The organism is Methanomassiliicoccales archaeon, from assembly GCA_026394395.1.
In the GTDB taxonomy this organism is placed as follows: Archaea; Thermoplasmatota; Thermoplasmata; order Methanomassiliicoccales; family UBA472; genus UBA472.
The window spans coordinates 109,799-131,662 of the sequence record JAPKYK010000006.1 but is presented as its reverse complement, the minus strand read 5'-3'; the positions used below and the strand labels follow the sequence as shown (position 1 = coordinate 131,662).

The following is a 21,864-nucleotide window of genomic DNA, read 5'->3' as shown; positions in this document are numbered from 1 at the left end:
CTAATCCAGGGAGGCCAGGGCGGCGTTCAATCGGTCCCGGGAGAGAAGCGAGTGCTCCAGCTCCCGGGCCTCGATGACGTACCTGCCCGAGTAGGGACGGAAAGCGGCTAGCCACCTGTGGAAATCGATGTTCCCCTCGCCGATGACCATATGCCGGTCCATGTCCCCCGGGTTGTCGTGCACGTGCATGTTGATGAAGCGGTCCTTGATCCTCAGGAAATCGGGGATGTTGCCGTTGGTGTTGGCGTGGCCGATGTCGAAGCACACCCCCAGGTCGGTGCCTTCCAGGAAGTGCACCAGTTCCTCGGGGGTCTTGGCCATGGCCATGGGCATGTCCGGCATGTTCTCCAAGGCCACCCGCAGCCCCAGCTCCTTGGCCTTGGTATCGATGACCTTCAAAGAGGACGTCGTCAGCTCCACCGCCGTCTCTCGGTCTAGGCGGGTCAGGGGCGAGAGGAAGCCGGGGTGTATCGTCACCGGGTCCGCGCCCATGCGGTGCGCTATCTCCATGCATTCCAGCACCTCTTCCAGGGCGGCCTGCCTGAGCCGGGGGTTGATGGACCCGATGTTCACGTCGCTCAGGGGGGCGTGGACCGAGTACTGCAGATCGTACGACGGCGACAACTTAAGAAAATCGTCCACGATGTCCCGCAGCAGGTGCTTGCCCTCGGCCACTATCTCCCAGGCCTGGTAGTGCTCGGCCGCCCGGCCGAGGGCGTAGGGGAAGTCCCATCTTGACAGGTGCGGCGAGGATATGGCTATCACTGTATCTCTCCGTTAACCGTGCGCGGGGCCACCTCGTCGATCAACGCCTCGAGATCTGGGGCGATTATGGTAACAGTGATGGGGCCCAACGGGACCTTGCCCTCGGCGAAGCTGACCTTGCTGACGAAGGCGGCCTGTTTGTTCAGCTGGAAGACCATACTGCCCTCGCCAACCCCGCGCAGCAGGACCGCCCTGGTGCTGTCCAGTATGCGGTGGTTGCGGATGACCTCCTTGAAGCGGGAAAGGTCGGTGGTGCGTACCGTCATCTCCCCCTCCGAGGCGGATATCTTCCCGGGGAAGATGTTGAGCAGCGCCTGGGTCACCTTCTCCCGGTCCTCGGTAGGATATTGGACGGTGCTGGCCGTGACTTCGGGCATCGGGGATGGATACCTGAAGAAACTATTTAAAATGGGGGCGGCATGGCAAGGATGGATGCGGAGCAGTGTGGTAGAGGCCCTGGCCAACGAGGGTTTTCTCCTGGACCAGGAGGCCGAGGAGTTCATCTTGTCGCAGCCTTCGCCGCTGCAGTTCGCCCGTCAGGCCATACACCAGATGCAGTACCAGCCCCTGGTGGTGACGTTGCGGGACCTGCGCACGGTCGTTCGTGTCGACGCCCCGCGCTTCGAGTCGCTGCCGACCCCGGGGTCGCCCGCCAGGCGGCGCTTGGGGGAGGTGGAGGTGCTGCGGGACATCACCTCACATTCCGATTGCCTGGCCTCCGTGGAGGGCTTCGCCCGCTATTTCCAGGACCGCTACGCGACGTTGCGAGGGTTGATCGCCCGACGGCGGGATATGGCCGGAGCCATAAGTATCCAGAGGGCGTTGGACCCCAACAGGCTGCAGGGCGATGGCGAGCTCAAGGTCATCGGCATGGTCAACGAGGTCCGGGAGACCCGCAGCGGGGATAAGATAATCGAGATCGAGGACGACACCGGCAAGTGCACAGTGATGGTGCCCAAGGATAACAAGGTAGCCAAGGACTCGGTGCTGCTGGACGAGGTCATCGGGGTGGTGGGCAAGCTGACGCGCAAGGACCACAAGATGATCCTGAAGGAGCTCATCCGCCCGGACGTGCCTTTCGGGTCGGGCATGGAGGTCAGCGGCTCCACGGCCCAGGTGGCCTTCATGTCCGACGTGCACATCGGCAGCAACACCTTCCTGGAGGAACGCTGGAATGACATGGTCTCCTGGCTCAGGACGGAGGCCCAGGACCTGGACCTGCGCTATTTGGTCATATCCGGCGATTGCGTGGACGGCGTGGGCATCTTCCCGGGGCAGGAGGAGGAGCTGCTGATCGAGGACGTCATCGATCAGTACAAGGCCCTGGCCGAGCACCTCAAGGACGTTCCGGACGACGTACGCATCGTGATGCAGCCAGGGAATCATGACATGGTGCGCCCGGCGGAACCGCAGCCGGCGCTGAGCTATGAGGTGGCCAAGTTGTTCGATTCCAACGTGCTCCAGATAGGCAACCCAGCCTACCTCAGGATAGAGGGGAGGACCATATTGAGCTACCACGGCAAGAGCTTCGACGACCTGGTCAGCGGCATCAAGGGGCTGTCATACAATCAACCGCTCAAGGCCATGGAGGAGATGTTAAAAAGAAGACATCTAGCTCCTACGTACGGTGGGAAGACGCCCTTCGCCCCGGAGCGCAAGGACTATCTGGTGATCGAGGAGGTCCCGGACATCTTCGTCACCGGGCACGTGCACGCCGCGGGCCTATCCAACTACAACGGCGTGCGGCTGATCAACGCCTCCACCTGGCAGGACCAGACCTCCTTCCAGAAGATGCACAACTTCGTGCCGGACCCGGCCAAGCTGACCCTGGTGCACCTGGGGACGGGAAAGATGTCCCAGGCCGATTTCTGAAGCTCAGTCGCCCCAGAATACGACCATCAGGATATAGCCTAACACCAGCATGAGAAGGGAAATGAGCCAGGTCCACTTGACCAGGCGGGCTTTCTTCTCTGGCGTGTCGAAAAGTCTTTCTATCATCAGCCGCGCGCTTCCGCCTTCTGCTTGACCCGCTTCAGCCGGAAGGTGTTCTCCCTCTCCATCTCTTCCAGGCGGAGCCTGATGAATGCTTCGGCCTCCTGCAGTTCCGGTATGACCTTGAACTCCAGGGCGTTTACCCGGCGCTTGGTCTTCTCCACCTCGTCGAGCAGCTTCTTCATGGTGGTCTCGATCTCCGCCGCCTCGATTATCGTCTCGACCAGGTTCTCGAAGGACTTGGCCGCCTCGTCGATGTAGACGCTGGTGCCGATGACGCCGTAGCCGCGCTGGTCCATGGGAGTGCGGATGGAGGAGGCCTCGATCTCCGGCACCACGATGCCCATGATGTTCTTGGAGCGCAGCGTCAGCTCCGGGTGGGTCTTCAGGGCGAAGGCGGAGCTCTGCACCGCTATGGCCCCGTCCACGGCCTTGGCTATGGCGATGCGCTCCATGGCCTCCTGGTAATCGTGGTTGACCTTGTCCCGGATGTCCTTAGCCTGCTCCAGTATCTTGAAGAACTCAAGTATGAGGCCGTCCCGCTTCATCTTCAGGATCTTGTAGCCGGACTTGGTCAGCTTGATCTTTTTCTTGATCTCCAGGAGCTCGGAGCGGGTCGGTTTGACGTCGGCGGTGGGCATCCTTACTCCTTCTGGCGGTACTTCGGGTGGTACTTCTCGATGTACTTGCGGTCGATCCTGACCAGCTGCCTCTCGTCGAGGGAGGCCAGAAGCTCCCACATCAGGTCCAGGGTGACCTCGATGGTGCGGTCCTCTTCCCGGCCCTGCCGGACGAAGCGCTTCTCGAACTCGTCGGCGAACTCCAGGAACTTACGGTCCCTTTCCGACAGCGCGTCCTTGCCGACTATGGCCACCAGACCGCGCAGGTCTCGTCCTTCCGCATAAGCGGCGTAGCATTGGTCAGAGACGGCCTTGTGGTCCTCCCTGGTACGTCCCGGACCGATACCCTCGTTCATCAGCCTGGAGAGGGACGAACCGACATCGATGGGCGGGTAGATGCCTGCCCTGACCAGCTCTCTCTTGGCCACGATCTGGCCCTCGGTGATGTATCCGGTCAGGTCTGGTATGGGGTGGGTGATATCGTCCCCGGGCATGGACAGGATGGGGATCTGGGTGATGCTTCCCTTCTTGCCCTTGATCCTCCCGGCCCTTTCGTATAGGGTTGCCAGGTCGGTGTACATGTACCCTGGATAGCCGCGACGACCGGGCACTTCCTCACGGGCGGCGCCGATCTGCCTCAGCGCCTCGCAGTAGTTCGTAAGGTCGGTCAATATGACTAGCACGTGCATGTCCAGGGTGAAAGCCAAGTACTCCGCGGTGGTGAGGGCCAGCCGTGGAGTGATGATCCTCTCGATGGCCGGGTCGTCGGCCAGGTTCAGGAACACCACGGCGCGCTTCAGGGCGCCGGTCCTCTCGAAGTCCTTCATGAAGTACTGCGCCTCTTCGTTCGTGATGCCCATGGCCGCGAACACTACGGCGAAGTCCTCGGTACCTCCGAGCACTTTCGCCTGGCGGGCGATCTGCAAAGCTATTTCGTTATGCGGTAGACCGGACCCGGAGAAGATGGGCAGCTTCTGCCCCCTGACCAGGGTGTTCATGCCGTCGATGGTGGAAATGCCGGTCTGAATGAACTCCTGAGGGTTGTCGCGGGCCCAGGGATTGATGGCCGCGCCGATTATCTCCAGGCGGTCCTCGGGCACGATGGCCGGGCCGCCGTCGAGGGGCTTGCCGGAGCCGGACAGGATTCTGCCCAGCATGTCCTTGGACACGGGCATCTTCATCGTTTCGCCCAAGAAGCGGGCGCCTGCGGTCCGGGGGATACCGGACGTGCCTTCGAACATCTGGATGACCACGACATCATCGGAGCTGTCCAGGACCTGCCCCATCCTCTCGGTGCCGTTGGGCAGTGTGACCACGGCCAATTCGTTGAATCCAACGGGCTCGGTCTTCTCCACGAAGACCAGCGGCCCGGCGATCTGGGTGATCGTGCGGTACTCCTTGGTTGTCATTTACTTACCTCCCAGGGCTTCGAACTCCTTGTCCATGGTCTCGGATATGGCCTTCAGCTCGTCATCGATGTTCTCCTCGAACTTGGACTTGGCTAGGCGGTTGCGCAGGTTCATGTTGGCGATGGCCTCCACGGAAACCTCGTTCTCCACGGCCTTGGAGGCGTTGGCGGCGAACCTGTTGATCAGCTTCAGGTAAGTGTACTGCCTGCTCATCGGGGAGTAGGTGTCCACGGGGTGGTAGGCGTTCTGCTGCAGGAATATCTCGCGGATCATCCTGGTGATCTCCAAGGTCAGTTTCTGCTCGTCCGGCAACGCGTCTGAACCGACCAGCTGCACGATCTCCTGAAGCTCGGCCTCCTTCTGTAGAAGCCCGATGGCCCAGTTGCGCAGCTCCGGGAAGTCCTCGGCCACGTTCTTCTTGTACCAGCCGTCCAATTGTCCGGAGTACAGCGAATACGACGTGAGCCAGTTGATGGCCGGGAAGTGCCTCCTCTCCCTCAACTTGGTGTCGAGGGCCCAGAAGACGCGCACGATACGCAGGGTGTTCTGCGTAACCGGCTCGCTCAGGTCACCGCCCGGCGGGGAAACGGCTCCCACGACGGAGATGGACCCGGTGCTACCGGATAGCGCTATGACCCTGCCAGCCCTCTCGTAGAACTCGGAGAGCCTGGCCGATAGATAAGCGGGGTATCCTTCTTCACCAGGCATCTCTTCCAGCCTGGAGGATATCTCCCTCATGGCCTCGGCCCATCTGGAGGTCGAGTCGGCCATCAGTGAGACGTTCAACCCCATGTCACGGAAGTATTCGGCGATGGTCATGCCGGTGTATACGCTCGCTTCGCGAGCGGCCACGGGCATGTTGGAAGTGTTGGCGATGAGCACGGTCCTGTTCATCAGGGGCTTGCCGGTCTTGGGGTCGGTCAGCTTCGGGAAGGAGGTAAGAACCTCGGTCATCTCGTTGCCGCGCTCGCCGCAACCGATGTATACGACGATTTCCGCATCGGACCATTTGGCTAGCTGCTGCTGCGTGACCGTCTTTCCGGTACCGAAACCGCCGGGGATGGCACCAGTGCCTCCCTTGGTCAACGGGAATAGGGTGTCGAGCACGCGCTGCCCGGTGATGAGCGGCTCCTCGGGGGCCATCTTCTTTTGGAACGGCCGGCCACGCCTAACGGGCCACTTCTGCATCATGCGGACCTCTTTTCCATCGATCACGGCCACGATGTCGTCCACCGTGAAATCACCGGACTTGATCATGTCCACGGTGCCGTTGATTCCAGGGGGCACCATGACCTTGTGGGTGATGGCCCTTTCCGGAACAGTACCGATTATATGGCCCGCGGTCACCTTGTCGCCCTGCTTCACCGTGGGGGTGAAGGGCCACTTGACGCCGTGGTCCAGACCGGGAGCGGTAACTCCTCTCTCAATGAAATTGCCCATCTTGGCCATCAGGACCGGCAATGGCCTCTGGATACCGTCATAGACGGAGCCCAGCAGCCCGGGTCCCAGCTCGGCCACGAGGGGCTGTTCGGTATCGACGACCTTCTCACCTGGTCGAACGCCCGAGGTATCTTCGTACACCTGGATGACGGTCTTGTCGCCCACGATCTTGATGACCTCTCCCATGAGCTTTTCCTTGCCCACCAGGATAACATCGTACATCCTAGGCGAAATGCCGACCGCCGTTACCACAGGGCCTGCGACTCTATAGATCACGCCTTCTTTTCCCATTTCTAACCCCTCAATTAGTTTTGTACAGATCAACACCGATGGCCCGCTTGACCTTCTCCCTGAGGTCGCTCTCGGCCTTGCCCACCATCACCACGACGGGGGCGATGCTCTCCATGATTTTCTTCCGGGCGTTGGGGCTCAAGAGCTCCAGGTCGGAGGAATCGATTGCTAGCACGCCAATGGTGCTGTCGCCTATGAGCTCCAGCGCCTTGGTCTCGTAATCCTTGGATTTGGCGGTGTAGATGCGCTTCACTCCGCCCAGCCGGAACCCTAATACGAACTCGTCGCTACCTAATACCGCAATGTCCATCATATCACCAACAGCTTTTTTATCTGGTCCGGTTCCAGATCGCTCTCCTTGCATCTCGCGATTATCCTTATGTTATCCACTTCCTGTTTCTTCCTCAGCATGAAGTCCATGATGGGCAGGACGGACAACGGATAGATGTGCGAGAACTTTTGTGACTGCTTGAGGAGGCGCCTCTGCATCGCCAGGCTGACCGGGCTCAGGGAGCCGGTCTGTTTGAACTCCTCCAGCGCGTCCTTGATATCTACGTAAAATGAATACTTGGTCAATTCGCTGACCAGTTGGTCCATGGACTCCGCCTTGCTGAGCCCGACCAGCGCCTTTACCTCCAGTTCCTCGCCGCCCTCGATGAAGTACTTTTCCGGCCTTTCCAGGGTGAGCCCTTCTTTCTTGAGCTTCATGAGCGTCATCAGGTTGGTGACGTCTACTTCCTTGCGCAGGAACTCTTTGAACAGGCGCTCGGCCTTGTCCCGGCACTTCACACAGGCCAGGACATCCTGGTAATAGAGCTTGTCCAGGTAGTCCTCGATGGGAGCTAGCGTCTTTGATTCGTTGTACTCGGCGACTATATCGTCGGGTATGGCCAACCCCTTCTTGCTCTTGAGCTCCTTCAGGACGTCCTCGACGGTCTCCAGCGATATGAGTACGTTGATGTACTCCTCGTTGAACCTCCCGGCGGCGACTATGTCCTCCTGAATCTCCTCCGTTGACGCACCGTAGTACTTGCCGCGGAGCACCGTCTTGATGTTCCAAATGTCCCAGCGCATCAGGTAACGCTCCAGCATCTCCCGGAGGTCCCCTTTGCTGTAATCCAGTATGTCCGTGAACACTCTGGCTAAATTCCTGCTGGTGCCGAGCTCGATGAGATTTACGCCGTCATACTTGGTGGCCAGCTCGGTCATCTCGACCTGGTACTGGGTTTCACCAAGGAAGCGGCCTATCTCGTTCAGGTCCATCAGCATAAGCTTGGGGTAGTTGTCCTTGGAGATTAGCAGGCTCTTCTTGGCTTTGACCCTGGCGGTCACGTAGGCGTAATTACCCTTGCTACCCCAAACAGACAACATCCTTTCACCCGAACAATATGTTTGAGACGTTCTTCAGTTCCTTGTCCCAAACACTCTCCAGGAGGACCCGGAAACGGTAGTCTAGCCGAACTGTGCCCGAGGCATCCTCTAGTATGAGCCCGGTTTCCATGTCGGTTTCCTCTACCTTTCCCAGACCCGTCACTCCACTGATCAACTTGGACTCGCCACGGGGGCAGTATACCTTGGGAGATTTGATGACGGCCTTGCCGCCGTCAAGTATCTTATGGTACATGCGCCTCCGGTTCCCTTCGTCCATGTTGAGCAGTGAGCTTAGAGCCACCTGGAACGATCTGTCCATGACGTCCTTCTTGGCGTTCAGGACGATCCTCTTCGCTTCAAGCTCGGCACTGGATATCTCCTGTTGTTTCAGGCGCTTCAGGGCGACCTCCAGCTCCTTCTGCTGGGCCAGCCTCTTGGCGGCGACCTTCTCGTCGGCTTGCTTGAGGATGGCGGTCCGCTCCTTCTCCGTCTCAGCGTCAAGCTCCCGGGCCTTGGCCTGGGCGCTCTCCGTTATGTTACCTATCACTTCATCCAATGCCATGCGTCGGCCTCTTGTCCTTTTTACGTTCCCGTGCGTTCCGCACTGTTCACATGTTGAGCCAGAGCAGAATCGCGACGACCATACCGAAGATGACGATGGTTTCCGGGATAACGGTCAGGATGAGACCCTTACCGAAGAGCTTCTCGTTCTCGGCCATGGCGCCGATGGCGGCCGAACCGATGTCTTTCTCCGCCCATGCGGAGGCCAACCCAGTTAGTCCGACTGCGATTCCAGCACCTATTGCTATCAAACCTGCGTCTGCCATTTTACTCACTCACTCCTTTTTTCTCTATCGTATACTTACGGATCACCTTTAAGGGATTGAAGTCAACACCGCCGCCCTCGTAGAACTTCATGAAGAACTCCACGTAGTGCAACCTGAGGCTGTGCAATCCAGCCGATATGATGGCCAGTATGAATATGGTCAGGTGGCCGATCAGGAATATTGCCAATGCGGCGATGAGCATCACGATGTCACCATTGTTCGACCCGGGTATGAGGTAGTCGTGCCCGAATATTACCTCGAACGCTATGGTGTTGAAGGCCAAGGCCAGACCGGCCTTGGACATGCCTATGGCGGCCAAACGAGTGTAGGAAATGATGTTGCCCATGAGACCGGGCAGCTCCAGGATGGCCCCGGAACCCTCACCCTTGTAGGCCACTATTATACCGACGACCATTAACGGCACGGCGATGAGAAGGCGTATGTCGGTCATCTCCACGGCGACCCCGCGGATCATAGCGTCGACCAGGAAGAGCAGCAGGACGGCGCCGCCCACCAGGATCATCAGCCAGCTTACCTTCTCGATGATGGCGTGCTTCAGACCGTACCTGATGGCCTTGTTGTAGAATCCGATGCAGAACCCTATGAACAGGTGGGCAATGCCGATCCACAAGGTCATGTACAGTATCTCTTTGACATTGTGCAGCTTACTGTAGATGCCGAGGGGTATCTCGAACCCTCCGATGGCTATCTCATGCGGTAATTGGATACCAAGCAACGAGGACCAGCTCATCTCGTGGGCCTGTTCTGCGAAGTGAAGCCCATAGGCTTCGCCGAACATGAATATGCCGAAAATGGTGGCCCAGATACCACCAAAGAACAGAAGTGTGGATATTGTTCTCCATTCGTTAGAAGTGCATTTCCTTAGTCCCAGCGCGCCAAGGATCATGAACGGTATTCCGTAGCCTATGTCCCCGACCATCAGCCCGAAGAATATGGGGATGGTGATCATCATGGTCACGGTGGGGTCGATCTCCCGATACTTGGGAGTAGATAGCATCCGGGCCATGAACTCGAACTTTCTAGCGGTCTTGCCGTTTTCTATTTTGGAAGGGATCTCTTCCACGTGCGTCGCTTTGTGCCCTTCTTCGACCGCTTCCTCGTGCTCGTGGGGCTCCTTGCGGGACATTACCTCCAGAGCTTCTATGTGCACCCTGCCGGCCAGCTTGTCGGCGATGGCCTTCTCCACCCTGGGCATCTTCGCGGTGGGAATCCAGGCGTCCAATGCAAAGGTGTAATCGGTGGTGCCGACGCGCAGGGGCGTCTCGGCCTTTTCCACAATGATGCTAAGGTGCTCGTCGGCAGCCTTCACGAATAGGGCGTGCTTCTCCCTGAGCTCCTGCAGCTTGTTGGTAGCGTCGTCCATCCCTCCGTTCAGGGCGACGAGCTCTTCCTCGATCTTGCCTAGGCGTTCCTGGGGTGAGCCGCTCCCGGTGGGAGGTGCCACTTCAGTGAAACCGAACTGGACCAAGACCTTCTGGGCCTCGTCGGCCTGGGCCTTGGGGACGAAGGCGGCCACGAAGCCGCCGTCGGTCGAGGTGAAAAGTTCGTGCTGAGGTACGGTGGCCTTCAGGGCCGCGGAGGCGTCCCCGCGTATCTTGCCGGTGAAGACCTTCAAAGAATCGTAATCTCGGTAAAGTTCCAGGTTAAGCGGGATGCTCTGGAAGTTCTGCAGGACGGCCTTCTCGGCCTCCAGCTCGTTTATGCGTCCCTGGATGCTGTTCTTGGACTCCAGGGCTCCGGTGATCTCGGCCTCTAGGCCGATGATGGTGTTGGAGATGTCCTCGTCGATCTTGGCTATGTCCATGGTGTCATTGATGTCCATGGACTCGAGGTCCAGGTCCTTCTCAAACGACCTGAGCTTCAGAAGTTTCTGAGAGGCCTCGGAGGATTCGGGCAACGGTTTGCCAAGAGAGAACCCTTCCTCCTCTGCGTCCTCTGCGCTGAAGTCGATAAGGTGGACGGATTCCAGCTGGTACAACACCTCAATGGTGTCCTTCAATGCCCCTCTGGACCCCACAATGAGGACTCTAGTCATTTGTTTTGGCAGCAACATCTAAAGTCCTCTCGAAGCTCTGCATCAGGTGGGTTATGACGTTCGGCACCTTGGTCTCGGCGCTGGCCTTGACCTTGGCGGCCTCCTCCTTTCCCTTGTTCAGGTAGGTTTGCTTCTCGGCGGCGATGCTCTCGCGCTCCTGGGCGAACTTGGCATCGTGCTCCGTCCTAAGCTTCTCGTCGGCTTCGTTCACGCGGGTGGCGGCATCCTTTCGAGCAGCGGATATGGTGACCCTTTGCTTCTCCTCCGCCTCCTTGACGATCTGCTGCGCCTTGGTCTCGGCGTCCTTTACTTGAAGAAGAATGTCAGATCTGTTCACAGGTGTCTCCCCGGAAGATAGTCTGGAAATTTAATTAAAGTATATAAACAATTTGTTAAAATGAGCATGTTAAGATGACAAAATCTCGACCTCAAATAAAAAATTTTGATTACTTTTGGGAATATTTTTCTAAAAGCCAGATTTTAGATGATAGAAATTAACATAGGAATCGCTGAGGGGAAATATCATTTATAAAATATTATATTAAATATGACTATTTTAATACAGGTTTAACGTATTGTCTAACCTTGATCCCGGCCTCGTTTAAGATGCTCTTCGATAGCTCGTCGATGTAGGTGTCGAGGTAAACTATCTCCTCTATACCTGCGTTCAGCAGGATCTTGGCGCAGAGCACGCAGGGGAAGTTGGTAGTGTAGATGGTCGCGCCCTTGATGCTAATCCCGAAATAGGCCCCTTGGATCACCGCGTTCTGTTCGGCGTGCACACCCCGGCAAAGTTCGTGGCGCGTTCCGGACTCTATGTTGTTCTGCTTACGGACGCAGCCAACTTCCTCGCAGTGGCGAAGGCCGCGGGGCGCACCGTTATATCCGGTGGTGAGCACCCTCTTCTCCTTCACGATGACCGCCCCCACCTGGCGGCGCAGGCAGGTGGAACGGGTGGCCGCCAGCTCGGCCATGCGCATGAAGTAGGTGTCGTTGTCCGGCCGGTCGCTCATCGCTCACGCATGCAACCACATGATATTAATCCCTCGTTCATCACCATTAATTACAAAGAAGAACGTAATGGAGGCCCGTTGTCTGAGCTCTCTGGTAAGATAATAGGAACGATCAAGCGCAACCGTTGGCCCATCGCAGCCGTATTGATCGTGGCATTACTGTTCGGGGGGATGGTGGCTTACAGCGGGCTCTGGCCGCCTGTCTACGTCGTCGAATCGGCGAGCATGCAGCACAGCGACGAGAAGAGCGCCATCGGTCTTTTGGACACCGGGGACCTGGTCGTGGTCAAAGGAACTGACGGCGGGGGCGTGCGAACCTACGTCGAGTGCTTCCCAGACGGGGACAAGAGCTTCGGGGACTATGGAGATGTGATCGTTTATGAACCGTACGGTCGTTCTGACCTCACCCCAATCATCCATAGGGCCATGTTGCGCTTGGAGTACAACGAGACCTCGAAAAGCTTTGACGCCCCTTCACTGGCCGGCCTTCCGGCGGATAAGTGGGGGAACGGGGTCTACGAGGACGGTAGATGGTGGGACCTGTCCGGCATAGTGGAGATATACGACGTTGGATACCGGTTGGCCACGCTCCGGGTGGACCTGGCCGACCTGCTCTCCTATTACAACACGGCTGGGCTTAGCCACGACGGCATCATAACCATGGGCGACCACAACGTCAGACTTTCCGGGAACGAGTGGGTAGGCGTTTACGACCAGACCTCCTCCGCCATATGTCGCTCGCCGGTCGAGGAGGAATGGATCGTGGGAGAGGCCAAGCTCGAACTGCCCTGGCTGGGTCTGATCAAGCTCTGGGTTAACGGGAACATGCCCGCGGACACCCCGGACAACAGCAAGACCGACCTCATGGTCCTGGTTGCGCTGCTCATCACCGTGCCGCTGGCCTTTGACATCACCATCAGCGTCCTGAGGAAGAAGGGCATCGACCCCTGGGCCAAACTGAGGAACGGCATAAAAAGGAAGAAGTGAGGTTGTGGACTTTCGTTCCTCAAATATATTTAGCGGCATGGTGTAAGCAGTACTGTTGTTCGATGAGGAGAGCGAGTTCTGGGCCGCGGTCCGGCGCTTCCGGGTCTTGATCGCCATATTATTGGTCGTGGCGCTGTTGGAGGGCGCGCTGTTGGCCTACAGCGGTGTGTGGCCTCCGCTGTACGCAGTGAAATCGAACAGCATGCAACATAGCGACAGGGAAAGCGCTCTGGGGGTCATCGACACCGGGGATCTGATCATAGTCAAATCTTCAGATGGCGATGATGTCCGTACGTACGTGGAGTGCTATCCCCTCGGGGATAAGAGCTTCGGAGATTACGGGGACGTCATCGTCTATGAGCGCTATGGGTTCTATCATCTCACCTGGATATGTCATCGGGCCATGTTGCGCCTGGAGTACAACGAATCGGGCGGCGGGTTCGACGCCCCCTCTTTGGCCGACCTGCCAGCAGATAAGTGGGGGAACGGGGAATGTGAGGACGGGCGTTGGTGGAACCTGTCCGAGCGCGTGGAGATCTACGACGTCGGTTACCGTTCGGCCACCCTCCGGGTAAACCTGACCGAGCTGCTAGAATATTTCACGGTGTTCGGGCCTTGCCATGGCGGCCTCATTACCATGGGCGACCACAACCTTGAACTGGTCGACGGCGAGTGGTTGGGGCTCTGCGATCAGTCCTCGGTCACCGATATGTGCCGGGAACCTATTCCTGACGATTGGATCAAGGGGAAGGCGGGGGTGGAGATCCCCTGGCTGGGGCTGATCCGGCTCTATGTGAACGGTGGCAAGAATGTATACACCCCGGAGAACAGCAAGGGCGGTCTGATATTGGTGCTGTCATTGTTCGTCCTGGTGCCCCTGTCGATCGAGCTTGCCCGGATGGTATGGAGGGAAGGGGGGAAGCGCCCTGGGAATAGGATAAGAGAGAGGCGAAAGCGCGGGAAGGGCTGATCACATGAGCGTGGTCTGGTTCTTCTGCTTGTAGTGCTTCAGGCCGATAAAGATTTCGTCCTCTTCTAGCACCTTCTTGGTCTCGGCCAATGGCACGCCCATATCTATCTCCTTGGTCCGCCCTCCGCGCCCGAAGGAGCGCACCCGGGCGTGGATGATACCCAGCATGTCCAGTTCGGATATGAGGTCGGTAATCCTGCGCTGCGTCAACGGGCCCATACCGAGGATGCGGGACGTCTCCTTGTACGTCTCATAGACGTCGCCGGTGGTCAGCTTCTCCACCCCCCGTTCCACGTTGGTCACGATGCACATGAGCACCAGCTTGGATTGCGTGGGCAGCGTGCGGATGGCCTCGCTCACGCAGTCCAGCTCCATCTTGTTCTTGGCCTTCAGGACGTGCAGCTCCGCGACCCTGTCCGCGTTGTCCCGCTCGGCGATCTCCGCGGAGATGCGCAGAAGGTCGAGGGCCCGGCGGGCGTCCCCGTGCTCCTGGGCGGCCAGGGCAGCGCATAACGGTATGACCGCTTCTTCCAGCGCCCCGTCGTCGAAGGCCAGGGAGGACCTCTGCCGCAGGATGTCCTTGAGCTGGTCGGCGTTGTAGGGCGGGAAGACCATCCGCTCACCTTCCATGCGGCTGCGCACACGGGTGTCGAGCATCTCGGTGAACAGCAGGTCGTTGGAAATGCCTATGATCGATACGCGAGCTTTCTTCAGGTCGTCGTTTATTTTGGACAATAGGTAAAGGACATCGTCCCCGCTCTTATAGACCAGCTTGTCTATCTCGTCCAGGGCGATGATGATGACCTGGTTCTGCTCGTCGAGCTTGTCCCGCAGCATGTTGTAGACCTGCATGATGCTCAGGCCGGTGAAGGGTATGCGTTGGTCGAAGTCCTTGACGAACTGGTTGCCGATGTTCTGCAGCACACCGTACGAAGTGTCCACCACCTCGCAGTTCATGTAGATGAAGATGGCCTTGCTCTCTTCGCCGCTCGCTTTCTTGATCTCGTTGCCGATGAACTTTACGCAGGCCGTCTTCCCCGTCCCGGTCTTGCCGAATATGAGTATGTTGCTGGGCCTCTCCCCCTTCAGGGCGGTGACCAGAACGGAAGCCAGGGAATTGATCTCTTCCTGGCGGTGAGGCAGCATGTCCGGGATGTAAGATGGCCGCAGGATCTCACGGTTGTTCTTCTTGAATATCTGCTTGCGGTCCATGTGCTGCGTGAATACGTTGGATTCCATGATGCCCCTCTGCCGATAACAACAGACCCCGACGCGGTCAGGGACAAGTAGATTGCGCTATCACTTACTAAAACCCTATTTTTATCGTTTGGCGGTGTAAGTATGTCGCCCGCCTCCCTTGCCCATAGAAACGACCCCCACCCCATCATTTCCGATGGAACGGAGATAGCCTCTGTTACCAAATAAGGTAAAGCATGCGGAGGGGATTGGGGGGAGATACCCCGTGACCGTAAGAAAGGGCGCTTTGATAAGTTTGCATCAGGATGTTGCTGAGATAGAGGAGCTGTGTCGCTCTGCTGATATAGACCTCGTCTTCGAGATTGTGCAGCAGCGGACCAGACCAGACCGGTCCTATTTTCTTGGAAAGGGAAGGTTCCGGGCGCTCCAAGAGCTGCTGAAGGAGAGGGACGTGGAGGTGCTGGTGATCAACGGCGACCTGAAGCCGTCGCAGCACTTCAACCTGGAGAACGGCTTGAAGAAGGAGTGCCTGGACCGCATCGGCGTGGTGCTGGACATTTTCACGTCCAGGGCGGAGAGCCGAGAGTCCAAGCTGCAGGTAGAGCTGGCCAGATTGCACTACCAGGTTCCGTTGATGAGGGAGTGGGTGCACAGCGCGAAGGCTGGGGAGCACCCGGGATTCCTTGGTGCTGGTGAGTATACGGTGGATGTGTATTACAACGTCATCCGGAGAAGGATAGCCCAGATCGAGGAGGAGCTGCGGGGGCTGGCCCGGGACGGGGACCTCCGCAGGGGCGTTCGGCAGTACAAGGGGTTTAGGGCGGTCTGCCTGGCCGGTTATACGAACGCCGGAAAGTCGTCCCTGATGCGAAGGCTGACCGGGGAAGAGGTCCTGGTGGCCGATCGCATGTTCTCCACGCTGGGGACGACCACCAGACGGGTGGGGTCCACCAAGGTCCTGCTCACTGACACGGTCGGTTTCCTTAGGGACCTGCCTCACTATATGATAGAATCGTTCCGGAACACCTTGCGGGACATCTACACCGCAGACCTGGTGATATTGGTGGTCGATTCGTCCGAGCCGCTCTATGATGTGAATGTGAAGGTGGGGGCGGTGCAGGACATATTGGGAAGCGGGGTCCCGGGGGGCCGTATCCTGGTGGCATTAAACAAGTGCGACGTCGATCCGGACCGCATGACGGACATGATGACGATCGTCAATGATCTGTTGGATCCACTGGCCGTGGTCCCTATTTCGGCGATGACTGGGGAGGGTGTCGATTCGTTGATGGACGTGGTGAGCACCTATTTGCGACCACCGGTGCTGGTCCGTTTTTCCGCCAACAATACCTCTGCAGCTTCTACCGTTATTTCAAGGATCTATGAGGATTATTATGTTGAATCTATAGAATATTCGGATGTGGTCAAGGTGGTGTTCCGGTGTACGGTCGATGATGTGGATTCGATCATGGACGTTATCTACGACCTTCCAGGAATTTCTAATGTTATAAGTGAAAGTGATAATAAGTATGATAGATAGATAATCGATTTTTATTGAATTAATTATATTATAAGAATTACTATAAAACTTTTAACACCACTTAAAAACGAACCTGTCCAGATTAACGGTCACTAAAAAAGCTTCCAATGGAAATGATGGGGTCCCCCTCACTTAACACCCATATCCTTCTTCTTCTCTATAACCTTCACATCATATTTCGAAGGAAGACGCCAAGCGGTGTACTCCAGCTCATCAAGGCTCTTCACGAAAGCAGCCCTACTGCTCTCGACGATCAACTCGTTGAACTGCTGTCTGCGCAGAATAAGGCCGATCAACCATATCAGTCCGACCAACAGAAGAACTATCCCAGTACCGCCGACCCAAAAGCCCCAGCCACCCAGGTCCAGCCACCAGTCGAGCGCATCGGACAGCCCCCCCAGCAAGAGCACCGCCCCAAAGGCCGTCAGTATGATCGATATCTCCAGCCCCCACTCCACAGTAATCGGCTTGGACATAGGGTGGGGAATTGAAAGAAGGAGTATTCAAGATTTCACCTATCTATGAAAAATACTTTTAGCCCCTCTCCTCTCGCGGAACTATCATGTTCGTCGCCTTCGACGATACCGACTCCCTCGAATCGATGTGCACCACCTTCCTCGCCACCGAGGTCATCAAGGCCCTGAGAGGATACGACCTCATCGGCCTGCCCCGGTTAGTTCGACTGAACCCGGCCGTGCCCTGGAAGACAAGGGGCAACGGGGCGCTGTGCGTCCGCTTCGGCGTGGGCAGGGGGAAATGCAACATGGTCGGCGAGATCGACGGCGCCCCCATATACAGCTACAACCGCATGTATGAGGAAGCGGACCGTCAAATGGTGCTGCGCACCGCCCAGGCCATCGTGGGCAAGTGGTCCCGGACCAGGGAAGGGGCCAGCCCCGGACTGGTGGTCTCCCTGCAGAAACCGGCCCAGCGCCTGTATTGGGAAGCGGTGCGCGGAATAGTGGAGAAGGAGGGCACTCTGCGCGAGCTGCAGAGGATCGGTGCAGACCTGGTCGGCTGGGAGGGAGGACGCGGAATAATCGGGGCCTCGGCGGCCATGGCCTGGCGCCCTCACGACAGCACTTACGAGATCATCACTTACCGCCAACCAGAGAGGTGGGGGACGCCCCGCTATCTGGACGACGGGTCGGTCCGGGACATGGACCTGCGGTTCCCCAGCACCTTCAACAACTTCGATCACCGGACCGGCCGCCGGGCCATATCCCCGCACACCCCCTGCCCGGTGCTCTTCGGCGTGCGCGGGGACGACCCCCAGGAGCTAATGTCCGCGGTGTTCAGCCTGCGCTCGGAGCCGCCCTCCCGCTGGATGATGTTCCTGACCAACCAGGGGACCGACGACCATCTCATCCGCGCCGAGCCAGAGCTCCCCGATCGCTCCTACGACTTCTTCGCCACCGTCGCCGGCACGCCGACGACCGTCCAAGGCGGGCACGTCATCGTCCCCGTAAGCACGAAGAAAGGGCAACTGGAGTGCGCGGCCTACGAGCCGACCAAGGAGTTCCGAGACGTCGTCCGGGCTCTGCGGCTAGGCGACCGCCTGCGGCTGTTCGGGGAGCTGCGCGCCGAGCCCCGCACCCTCAACATTGAGAAATTGCAGGTGGTATCCACGGCGCCGGAGCTGCGCAAGGTCTCCAACCCCCGGTGCCCCGCCTGCGGCGGCCCCACCAAGTCCATAGGTTCCTCCGGAGGTTACCGCTGCAAGAAGTGCGGGGCCAAGAACGACCTTCCGCCGGCGACGGCCGAGGTGCCCAGGAGCATCTCACCGGGCTGGTACGAACCTCCGGTCTGCGCCCGGCGCCACCTGGGCAAACCGCTGAAAAGAATGGGACTATAACGACACTAGTCGTTACTCTCCATCGACACGCATTTATAGGCCTTCGGTCTATGAGAACGAAAACCCTACCAGATAGCTGGCGAGGTATTCCATATGCAAGACGTGGTCATAATCGGTGCGGCAAGGACCGCCATAGGCAAGTTCGGTGGATCGCTGAAGGACGTCCCGGCCACGCAGCTCGGCTCCGTGGCCATCGCGGAGGCGGTGCGCCGCTCCGGCCTGCAAGGCTCCGATATCCAGGAATGTATCATGGGCAACGTGCTCTCCGCATCGCTAGGCCAGAACCCCGCCCGGCAGGCGGCGGTTAGCGCCGGGCTGCCGGTGGAGATCGGCTCGACCACCATAAACAAGGTCTGCGGCTCTGGAATGAAATCAGTGATGTTCGCCGCCAACGCCATCAAGGCCGAGGAGTACGAGGTCATTGTGGCCGGGGGCATGGAGAACATGAACGCCGCCCCCTACCTGCTGAAACAGGCCCGTTTCGGTTACCGGCTCAACGACAACAAGATCGTGGACCACATGGTGCACGACGGGCTGTGGGACATATTCAACGACATGCACATGGGCCACACCGCTGAGATCGTGGCCGAGCGGTTCCACGTCACCCGGGAGCAGGCCGACCTGCTGTCCTACCAGAGCCACGTCAAGGCCCTGAAGGCCCAGACGGAAGGCAAGTTCCAGAAGGAGATCGTGCCCGTGGTCCTGACGGGCAAGAAGGGCGACACCGTGTTCGACAAGGACGAGGGGATACGACCCGATACGACCGTCGAGGCTCTGTCCAAGCTCCAGCCGGCCTTCCGCAAGGACGGGATGGTCACCGCCGGCAACTCCTCGCAGCTGAGCGACGGGGCGGCGGCGTTGGTCGTCTGCTCCAGACGATACGCGGAGGAAAAGGGCATCAGGCCCCTGGCCGAGGTCGTGGGCTATGCCACCGGGGGCACGAAACCGGAATGGATAATGGAGGCGCCCATCCCCGCCACCCGCAAGCTGCTGGGCAAGCTGAGCATGGACATCCAGGACGTCGACCTGTTCGAGCACAACGAGGCCTTCGCCACCGCCTCGGTGGCGGTGCGCGCCGAACTGAAAGTGCCAGAGGACCGCTTCAACGTGCACGGCGGGGCCATCGCCCTAGGGCACCCCATCGGCTGCTCCGGGGCCCGCGTGCTGACGTCGTTGATCTACGCCCTCAAGGACCAGGGCAAGCGGACCGGGCTGGCCACGCTGTGCCTGGGGGGAGGGAACGCCGTGTCCATGGTGGTGCGCGTCTAAAAGAACGATTAATCCCCATATGGTTTTATACGGGCAATCTCAATTAATGCCGATTCCAATGCCTAGTCTGGAACAGCTCTTGTCTAACGTGGGGTCCCACCGCGAGGAGATGGTGGGCGCACTCAGCGATATGATCAGGATACCGGCCATAGGGCCGGAGAACGGAGGCAGCGGGGAACTGGAAAGGGCCCGCTTCCTGCGCGACATCCTGGAGCACTCCAAGTTCGACGACGTGGAGATGTACGACGCCCTGGACGAGAGGGTCCGGCTCAGGCTCAGACCGAACATCGTGGCCCGCCGCCGCGGAAAGACGGACCAGACCATCTGGATCGTGGCGCACATGGACACCGTGCCGCCGGGGGACCTCAACGTCTGGAACACCCCCCCGTTCTCCCCGCGCCTGGTGGACGGCAAGCTCTACGGGCTGGGGACCGAGGACAACGGCCAGGCGCTCATCGCCGGGCTGTTCGCCGCCGAGGCCCTCATGAACATGGACGTAGAGCTGGAGAGAGGCATCGGCATGGTGCTGGTGGCCGACGAGGAGGCGGGGAACGAGAAGGGCATAAAGTTCCTGCTCCAGGAAGGTGTCTTCAAGAAGGGCGACATCATGTTCGTCCCGGACCACGGGACCCCCAGAGGGGACGAGGTCGAGATCGCCGAGAAGCACATACTCTGGCTGAAGTTCACCGTGACCGGCAAGCAGGTGCACGCCTCACGGCCCGACCTGGGCATCAACGCCATGCGCATGGGCTCCGAGCTCATCGTGTTCCTGCAGGACTTCCTGCAGAGGAAGTACAGCGAGCGGGACGCGCTGTTCACCCCGGACCGCTGCACCTTCGAGCCTACGAAGCGGTTGCAGACCGTGGGCAACGTGAACACCATTCCCGGGGAGGACGTGTTCTACTTCGATTGCCGCATACTGCCCCGCTACGACGTGGACACCGTGATCAGCGACATCACCGCGGTGATAGGCATATTCGAGCAGAAGACCGGCACCCAGATCAAGGTCGAACCAGTTCAGCTGACCCGCAGCGGGCCTCCCTCCGACATAGAGGGCGAGGGCATGAAGGCCCTGAAGTGGGCGGTGCAGAAGGTCAGGGGCGTGGAACCGAAGCCGGTGGGCATCGGCGGCGGCACCTGCGCCAACTTCTTCCGCCTGGCCGGCATGGACGCCTACGTCTGGCAGACCATTGAGGAATTGGCGCACCAGCCCAACGAGTACTGCGTCATCGACAACATGGTGAGCGACGCCAAAGTGTTCGCCACGGTGCTGGCGGCGCTGTGCTGCGGCAACCAGTTCCAGGCCTAAAAACCCTTTCAATCCTTCTTCTCGTTGAACAGCCGGTCAACCATCCACTGGCTGTCGAACTTTATAAGGTCCTCGTAGCCCTGGCCATTGGACAGAAAGGCGATGGGCTTCTTTATGGAGTGGGCGATGGACAGGGCCGCTCCGCCCTTGGCGTCCGCGTCTATCTTGGTGAGGATGACCACATCGATGCCGATCTCCTTCTCGAACGTGCGGGCCTGCTCGATGGCGTCGTTACCAGCGAGCGAATCGCCGACGAAGACGGTGAGATGAGGCTTCACCACGCGCTTGATCTTCTTCATCTCGTCCATGAGGTTGGCGTTGGTCTGCATTCGTCCCGCGGTATCGACCAGCACCACGTCGCGCTTGCGGGCCTTGGCATGCTCCAGGGCGTCGTAGGCTACGGCGGCCGGGTCGCCCCCGGCCTGGTGCTTTATGACCTTGCTGCCCAGGTTGTCGCCGTGTATGGTTATCTGCTCGATGGCCCCGGCGCGGAAGGTATCCGAGGCCGAGAGGACCACGGTCAGCCCCTGCTTCTGCAGGCGGTTGGCTATCTTGGCGATGGCCGTGGTCTTCCCGGTGCCGTTTATGCCCAGGAACATGATGATGACCGGTTTCTCGTGCGCGGCGACGAACGAATCAAAGTCGAACTCGCTGCCCTTCAGGACGTTGAGGACGGCGTTCTTGAGGGCCATCTCGATGGCGTCCTCCACCCGGTAGGAGCGGTCCACCCGCTTCCCCAAAAGGTCCGCGCGTACGGACGTCTTTATCTCCTCAACAATAGGAAGGGCGACGTCCGCTTCCAATAGAACCAGTTCCAATTCCCACAGAAGGTCATCCAGATCCTTCTCCGAGATCTTCTTGCCGGAGTCACCGACGACGTCCTCCACCTTGGCGGTGTCCTCGATGTCCTTCTTCTTCAGGCCCAGGATCTTCTTGAGGGAATCGAACATACC

General features: G+C 58.9%; 23 protein-coding genes. 7 read left to right on the top strand and 16 right to left on the bottom strand.

Annotation, left to right across the window (positions count from 1 at the left end; genetic code table 11):
- A complete protein-coding gene (locus NT131_08650) occupies positions 1-765 on the bottom strand; it encodes a sugar phosphate isomerase/epimerase (protein MCX6651703.1) in 765 nt (254 codons plus the stop codon).
- On the bottom strand, positions 762-1,142 hold the full coding sequence (locus NT131_08645; GenBank protein ID MCX6651702.1) for a hypothetical protein: 381 nt from the start codon (positions 1,140-1,142) through the stop codon (positions 762-764). Before NT131_08645 ends, NT131_08650 begins: the two co-directional genes overlap by 4 nt.
- A 55-nt stretch (positions 1,143-1,197) precedes the next feature.
- Between NT131_08645 and NT131_08640 the strand changes: the two genes are divergently transcribed.
- Positions 1,198-2,637: a DNA-directed DNA polymerase II small subunit gene (locus NT131_08640; GenBank protein MCX6651701.1), complete on the top strand. Its 1,440-nt coding sequence runs from the start codon at positions 1,198-1,200 to the stop codon at positions 2,635-2,637.
- A gap of 3 nt (positions 2,638-2,640) precedes the next feature.
- Here NT131_08640 and NT131_08635 read toward each other — a convergent pair whose 3' ends face one another.
- The 11 genes from NT131_08635 to NT131_08585 all read right to left on the bottom strand — a co-directional run bounded on the left by NT131_08635 (position 2,641) and on the right by NT131_08585 (position 11,784).
- Positions 2,641-2,763, bottom strand: coding sequence for a hypothetical protein (locus tag NT131_08635; GenBank protein ID MCX6651700.1), 123 nt, complete (start codon positions 2,761-2,763; stop codon positions 2,641-2,643).
- Positions 2,763-3,398 carry a V-type ATP synthase subunit D gene (locus NT131_08630; protein MCX6651699.1) on the bottom strand — a complete coding sequence of 212 codons (636 nt, stop codon included), beginning with the start codon at positions 3,396-3,398 and terminating at the stop codon, positions 2,763-2,765. Before NT131_08630 ends, NT131_08635 begins: the two co-directional genes overlap by 1 nt.
- A gap of 2 nt (positions 3,399-3,400) precedes the next feature.
- Positions 3,401-4,786, bottom strand: coding sequence for a V-type ATP synthase subunit B (locus NT131_08625; GenBank protein MCX6651698.1), 1,386 nt, complete (start codon positions 4,784-4,786; stop codon positions 3,401-3,403).
- On the bottom strand, positions 4,787-6,517 hold the full coding sequence (locus NT131_08620; protein ID MCX6651697.1) for a V-type ATP synthase subunit A: 1,731 nt from the start codon (positions 6,515-6,517) through the stop codon (positions 4,787-4,789).
- A 10-nt stretch (positions 6,518-6,527) separates the two neighbouring features.
- On the bottom strand, positions 6,528-6,827 hold the full coding sequence (locus tag NT131_08615; protein MCX6651696.1) for a V-type ATP synthase subunit F: 300 nt from the start codon (positions 6,825-6,827) through the stop codon (positions 6,528-6,530).
- Entirely contained in the window at positions 6,827-7,888 is a 1,062-nt protein-coding gene (ahaC, locus tag NT131_08610) for an ATP synthase A1 subunit C (protein ID MCX6651695.1), read from the bottom strand. Before ahaC ends, NT131_08615 begins: the two co-directional genes overlap by 1 nt.
- A 4-nt stretch (positions 7,889-7,892) precedes the next feature.
- On the bottom strand, positions 7,893-8,450 hold the full coding sequence (locus tag NT131_08605) for a V-type ATP synthase subunit E family protein (GenBank protein MCX6651694.1): 558 nt from the start codon (positions 8,448-8,450) through the stop codon (positions 7,893-7,895).
- A gap of 46 nt (positions 8,451-8,496) precedes the next feature.
- Positions 8,497-8,715: an ATPase gene (locus NT131_08600; protein MCX6651693.1), complete on the bottom strand. Its 219-nt coding sequence runs from the start codon at positions 8,713-8,715 to the stop codon at positions 8,497-8,499.
- A gap of 1 nt (position 8,716) precedes the next feature.
- Positions 8,717-10,735, bottom strand: a complete 2,019-nt coding sequence (locus tag NT131_08595; GenBank protein ID MCX6651692.1) for a V-type ATP synthase subunit I — start codon at positions 10,733-10,735, stop codon at positions 8,717-8,719.
- 28 nt (positions 10,736-10,763) lie between these two features.
- Positions 10,764-11,108, bottom strand: a complete 345-nt coding sequence (locus NT131_08590; protein ID MCX6651691.1) for a hypothetical protein — start codon at positions 11,106-11,108, stop codon at positions 10,764-10,766.
- Positions 11,109-11,322: 214 nt separating this feature from the next.
- On the bottom strand, positions 11,323-11,784 hold the full coding sequence (locus NT131_08585) for a cytidine/deoxycytidylate deaminase family protein (protein ID MCX6651690.1): 462 nt from the start codon (positions 11,782-11,784) through the stop codon (positions 11,323-11,325).
- A 78-nt stretch (positions 11,785-11,862) separates the two neighbouring features.
- Here NT131_08585 and NT131_08580 point away from each other — a divergent pair, with 78 nt between their 5' ends.
- Together NT131_08580 and NT131_08575 are read left to right on the top strand one after the other, a co-directional pair.
- A complete protein-coding gene (locus NT131_08580; protein MCX6651689.1) occupies positions 11,863-12,771 on the top strand; it encodes a S26 family signal peptidase in 909 nt (302 codons plus the stop codon).
- A 55-nt stretch (positions 12,772-12,826) separates the two neighbouring features.
- Positions 12,827-13,741, top strand: coding sequence for a S26 family signal peptidase (locus NT131_08575; GenBank protein ID MCX6651688.1), 915 nt, complete (start codon positions 12,827-12,829; stop codon positions 13,739-13,741).
- On the opposite strand, the gene NT131_08570 is transcribed toward NT131_08575, so the two are convergent.
- Positions 13,742-14,980 carry an ORC1-type DNA replication protein gene (locus NT131_08570; GenBank protein MCX6651687.1) on the bottom strand — a complete coding sequence of 413 codons (1,239 nt, stop codon included), beginning with the start codon at positions 14,978-14,980 and terminating at the stop codon, positions 13,742-13,744.
- Positions 14,981-15,203: 223 nt separating this feature from the next.
- Between NT131_08570 and hflX the strand changes: the two genes are divergently transcribed.
- A complete protein-coding gene (gene hflX, locus NT131_08565) occupies positions 15,204-16,478 on the top strand; it encodes a GTPase HflX (GenBank protein ID MCX6651686.1) in 1,275 nt (424 codons plus the stop codon).
- A 128-nt stretch (positions 16,479-16,606) separates the two neighbouring features.
- Here hflX and NT131_08560 read toward each other — a convergent pair whose 3' ends face one another.
- On the bottom strand, positions 16,607-16,954 hold the full coding sequence (locus NT131_08560) for a hypothetical protein (GenBank protein MCX6651685.1): 348 nt from the start codon (positions 16,952-16,954) through the stop codon (positions 16,607-16,609).
- Positions 16,955-17,040: 86 nt separating this feature from the next.
- Between NT131_08560 and NT131_08555 the strand changes: the two genes are divergently transcribed.
- The 3 genes from NT131_08555 (at position 17,041) to NT131_08545 (ending at position 20,911) form a co-directional block, all read left to right on the top strand.
- A complete protein-coding gene (locus NT131_08555; protein ID MCX6651684.1) occupies positions 17,041-18,333 on the top strand; it encodes a tRNA(Ile)(2)-agmatinylcytidine synthase in 1,293 nt (430 codons plus the stop codon).
- A 93-nt stretch (positions 18,334-18,426) separates the two neighbouring features.
- Positions 18,427-19,602, top strand: a complete 1,176-nt coding sequence (locus tag NT131_08550; GenBank protein ID MCX6651683.1) for an acetyl-CoA C-acetyltransferase — start codon at positions 18,427-18,429, stop codon at positions 19,600-19,602.
- Between the two features lie 58 nt (positions 19,603-19,660).
- Positions 19,661-20,911, top strand: coding sequence for a M20 family metallo-hydrolase (locus tag NT131_08545; protein ID MCX6651682.1), 1,251 nt, complete (start codon positions 19,661-19,663; stop codon positions 20,909-20,911).
- 8 nt (positions 20,912-20,919) lie between these two features.
- Here NT131_08545 and ftsY read toward each other — a convergent pair whose 3' ends face one another.
- The gene (gene ftsY, locus NT131_08540; GenBank protein MCX6651681.1) at positions 20,920-21,861 is read right to left on the bottom strand and encodes a signal recognition particle-docking protein FtsY; all 942 of its coding nucleotides are present in this window, start codon (positions 21,859-21,861) and stop codon (positions 20,920-20,922) included.
- Positions 21,862-21,864 lie beyond the last annotated feature (3 nt).

Bases quoted from the DNA above. Each gene is read 5' to 3' on its own strand.
- NT131_08635 (MCX6651700.1), bottom strand. From the start codon at position 2,763: ATGATAGAAAGACTTTTCGACACGCCAGAGAAGAAAGCCCGCCTGGTC.
- NT131_08570 (MCX6651687.1), bottom strand. From the start codon at position 14,980: ATGGAATCCAACGTATTCACGCAGCACATGGACCGCAAGCAGATATTC.
- NT131_08585 (MCX6651690.1), bottom strand. From the start codon at position 11,784: ATGAGCGACCGGCCGGACAACGACACCTACTTCATGCGCATGGCCGAG.
- NT131_08645 (MCX6651702.1), bottom strand. From the start codon at position 1,142: ATGCCCGAAGTCACGGCCAGCACCGTCCAATATCCTACCGAGGACCGG.
- NT131_08625 (MCX6651698.1), bottom strand. From the start codon at position 4,786: ATGACAACCAAGGAGTACCGCACGATCACCCAGATCGCCGGGCCGCTG.
- NT131_08605 (MCX6651694.1), bottom strand. From the start codon at position 8,450: ATGGCATTGGATGAAGTGATAGGTAACATAACGGAGAGCGCCCAGGCC.
- ftsY (MCX6651681.1), bottom strand. From the start codon at position 21,861: ATGTTCGATTCCCTCAAGAAGATCCTGGGCCTGAAGAAGAAGGACATC.
- ahaC (MCX6651695.1), bottom strand. From the start codon at position 7,888: ATGTTGTCTGTTTGGGGTAGCAAGGGTAATTACGCCTACGTGACCGCC.
- NT131_08620 (MCX6651697.1), bottom strand. From the start codon at position 6,517: ATGGGAAAAGAAGGCGTGATCTATAGAGTCGCAGGCCCTGTGGTAACG.
- NT131_08640 (MCX6651701.1), top strand. From the start codon at position 1,198: ATGCGGAGCAGTGTGGTAGAGGCCCTGGCCAACGAGGGTTTTCTCCTG.
- NT131_08615 (MCX6651696.1), bottom strand. From the start codon at position 6,827: ATGGACATTGCGGTATTAGGTAGCGACGAGTTCGTATTAGGGTTCCGG.
- NT131_08560 (MCX6651685.1), bottom strand. From the start codon at position 16,954: ATGTCCAAGCCGATTACTGTGGAGTGGGGGCTGGAGATATCGATCATA.
- NT131_08630 (MCX6651699.1), bottom strand. From the start codon at position 3,398: ATGCCCACCGCCGACGTCAAACCGACCCGCTCCGAGCTCCTGGAGATC.
- NT131_08545 (MCX6651682.1), top strand. From the start codon at position 19,661: ATGCCTAGTCTGGAACAGCTCTTGTCTAACGTGGGGTCCCACCGCGAG.
- NT131_08550 (MCX6651683.1), top strand. From the start codon at position 18,427: ATGCAAGACGTGGTCATAATCGGTGCGGCAAGGACCGCCATAGGCAAG.
- NT131_08555 (MCX6651684.1), top strand. From the start codon at position 17,041: ATGTTCGTCGCCTTCGACGATACCGACTCCCTCGAATCGATGTGCACC.
- NT131_08600 (MCX6651693.1), bottom strand. From the start codon at position 8,715: ATGGCAGACGCAGGTTTGATAGCAATAGGTGCTGGAATCGCAGTCGGA.